The sequence below is a fragment of the Streptomyces sp. UNOC14_S4 genome (genome assembly GCF_020740835.1).
Lineage (GTDB): Bacteria > Actinomycetota > Actinomycetes > Streptomycetales > Streptomycetaceae > Streptomyces.
This window is the reverse complement of record NZ_JAINFC010000760.1, coordinates 1-2,580: the sequence shown is the minus strand read 5'-3', so window position 1 is coordinate 2,580 and position 2,580 is coordinate 1. Positions and strand designations below refer to the sequence as shown.

Here is a 2,580-nt window from a genome sequence, read left to right as displayed (position 1 = left end):
CAGCAGCACCCCCAGCGACACCAGCAGTGCCAGAAGCAGGGACGGCCGCGGGACGCGCCGTACGGAAGGCATCGGTGACTCCTCGGAGAGGGGAACGGGAAACGGTCGGGGCCCTCTGCCACGATCGCTCCCGGCGCCCCTGACGCACCATCCGCTGCGCCCCCCTGTCGAGGTGGGGGCAGCCCCATGGACGTGCATGCAGTTGTGCGCGGCATGACGCCTTCACCGAGAGCCGGGGGTGCAACTGCCTGCGTAGTGCCATTAAGTACGCCTAGTATGGTCACGCTGGCTCAGGCGGAAGGGGGGCAGGCGAATGATCCGTGCGTACAAGTTCCTCCTACGGCCTACCGTGAGCCAGCGGATTGCGCTCGGTGAGATGCTGCGCGATCACTGTTCCCTGTACAACGGCGCGCTTCAGGAACGCCGGGACGCCTGCCAACACGCGTCGAAGACGAACATCACATATGGACAGCAATCCGCGCAGCTCAAAGAGATCCGGGCATTCGACCCTGAGCGGCAGGGCCGTTGGTCGTTCTCCTCGCAGCAGGCGACGCTACGTCGGCTGGACAAAGCGTTCGCCGCGTTCTTCCGCCGTGTTAAGGCAGGCGAAAAGCCGGGGTATCCCCGCTTCCGCGGGATTGGTCGGTTCGACACGGTGGACTTTCCCAAGGACGGCGACGGCTGCCGCTGGGATTCCACCCCGCACGACCCCGTGACCCGTGTCCGCCTCCAAGGCGTCGGGAACGTCAGGGTGCACCAGCATCGTGCGGTGGTCGGCAGGGTGAAGACGATCTCGGTCAAACGTGAGGGCAAGCACTGGTACGTGGTTCTGACCGCCGAGCAGGCCATGCCCGAGCCGCTGCCCGCCACGGGCAGCGTGGTTGGCATCGACATGGGCGTAGCCTCGTTCTTTACCACCTCTAGCGGCGAGCACATCGAAAACCCTCGTCATGGCCGGAAGTCCGCCGCGCGGCTGGAGTCCGCGCAGCAGGCTCTCAGCCGATGCAAGCGCGGCTCCAGGCGACGTCGCAAGGCTGTTCAAAAGGTCGCCACGCTGCACCGCAAGGTGCGCCGTCAGAGGCTTGATCACGCTCATAAGGCCGCGCTCGGTCTCGTGCGGGAACACGATTTCATCGCGCACGAAGACCTCAAGATCCGCAGTATGAGCAAGGCTCCCGGGCCACGCCCGAACGGGGATGGCACCTATGCCCCGAACGGGGCAGCAGCCAAGGCCGGGCTCAACCGAAGTATTGCCGATGCCGGGTGGGGGGTGTTCCTCGCGATCCTGAGTGCCAAGGCTGAGAGTGCCGGGCGGGAAGTGATGGCGGTGGACCCCCGCAACACCTCCCGCACCTGCCCCGAATGCGGGCATGTCGCCAAGGAGAACCGGCCCACACAGGGGAAGTTTCACTGCGTCTCGTGTGGCCACACCGCGCACGCTGACACGGTGGGCGCTCTGAATGTCCTACGGGCCGGGCTGGCCCGTCGCGAAGCCGTACCGGCATAGCGAGAAGCCACCCCCAAAGGGTGGAGGAGTCACGGGCAGGAACCTAACGCGGCGGGTTCGGGATTGTGCGGCCTGCTGCTGGGCAGGATGGCGGACGGCGCGCCTCCGCACCACCGGCCGGCCCGCGGAGGGCGCGCCTCCATGCTGCCCGCGCTCTCGCCCGCCCTCTTCCGCGGCCACATACCGACTGGTTAGTCTGCCCCGAGCAGCCGAGCGCGAGCGAGGGAGACGTGGGCGTGGGCACAGTGCGGGACGCGGCAGTCGTGGTCACCGGGGCGGGCGGCGGTATCGGCGCCGCGCTCGCCCGCAGATTCGCCGCCGAGGGCGCCCGCGTCGTGGTCAACGACCTCGACGTCGGCAAGGCCCGCGCGGTCGCCGAGGAGATCGGCGCGACCGCCGTCCCCGGGGACGCCTCCACCGTCGTCCCCGCGGCCCGCGAGGCGCTCGGCGGGCGCGTCGACATCTACTGCGCCAACGCGGGCGTCGCCCCGGCGGGCGGCCCCGAGGCGGAGGAGGACGTCTGGGAGGCCGCCTGGGACGTCAACGTCATGGCGCATGTCCGGGCCGCCCGCGAGCTGCTGCCCGAGTGGCTGGACCGCGGCAGCGGCCGGTTCGTCGCCACCGTGTCCGCCGCCGGGCTGCTCACCATGCTCGGCTCGGCGCCCTACAGCGTCTCCAAGCACGCCGCGCTCGCCTTCGCCGAATGGCTCTCCCTCACCTACCGGCACTGCGGCATCGACGTGCACGCCATCTGCCCGCAGGGCGTGCGCACCGACATGCTGCGCGGCACCGGCGCGGCCGGGGAGCTCGTGCTCGTCCCCACCGCCATCGAGCCCGCGCAGGTCGCCGACGCCCTGTTCGAGGGCATGGCCGCGGGCCGCTTCCTGATCCTCCCGCACCCCGAGGTCGCCGACTACTACGCGGCCCGCGCCACCGACCCCGACCGCTGGCTGCGCGGCATGAACCACCTCCAGCGCAGGCTCGAAGAGGTCCCGGGCCAGGGCCCGGCGCGATGACCGCCGACCGGCCGGCCGACAGCCCGGCCGCCACCGCCCCGGCCGCCACCTCCCCAC

At 70.3% G+C, this 2,580-nt stretch carries 2 protein-coding genes; both read left to right on the top strand.

Annotation, left to right across the window (positions count from 1 at the left end):
• The first annotated feature begins 313 nt into the window (after positions 1-313).
• Positions 314-1,507, top strand: a complete 1,194-nt coding sequence (locus K6I34_RS35400) for a transposase (protein WP_229332134.1) — start codon at positions 314-316, stop codon at positions 1,505-1,507.
• A gap of 236 nt (positions 1,508-1,743) precedes the next feature.
• Complete coding sequence (locus tag K6I34_RS35395; RefSeq protein ID WP_229332133.1) at positions 1,744-2,523, top strand: SDR family oxidoreductase; 780 nt, start codon at positions 1,744-1,746, stop codon at positions 2,521-2,523.
• Positions 2,524-2,580: the final 57 nt, after the last annotated feature.

What these genes read in the sequence shown, in the direction of transcription:
- K6I34_RS35400 (WP_229332134.1), top strand. Translation starts at nt 314, where the DNA reads ATGATCCGTGCGTACAAGTTCCTCCTACGGCCTACCGTGAGCCAGCGG.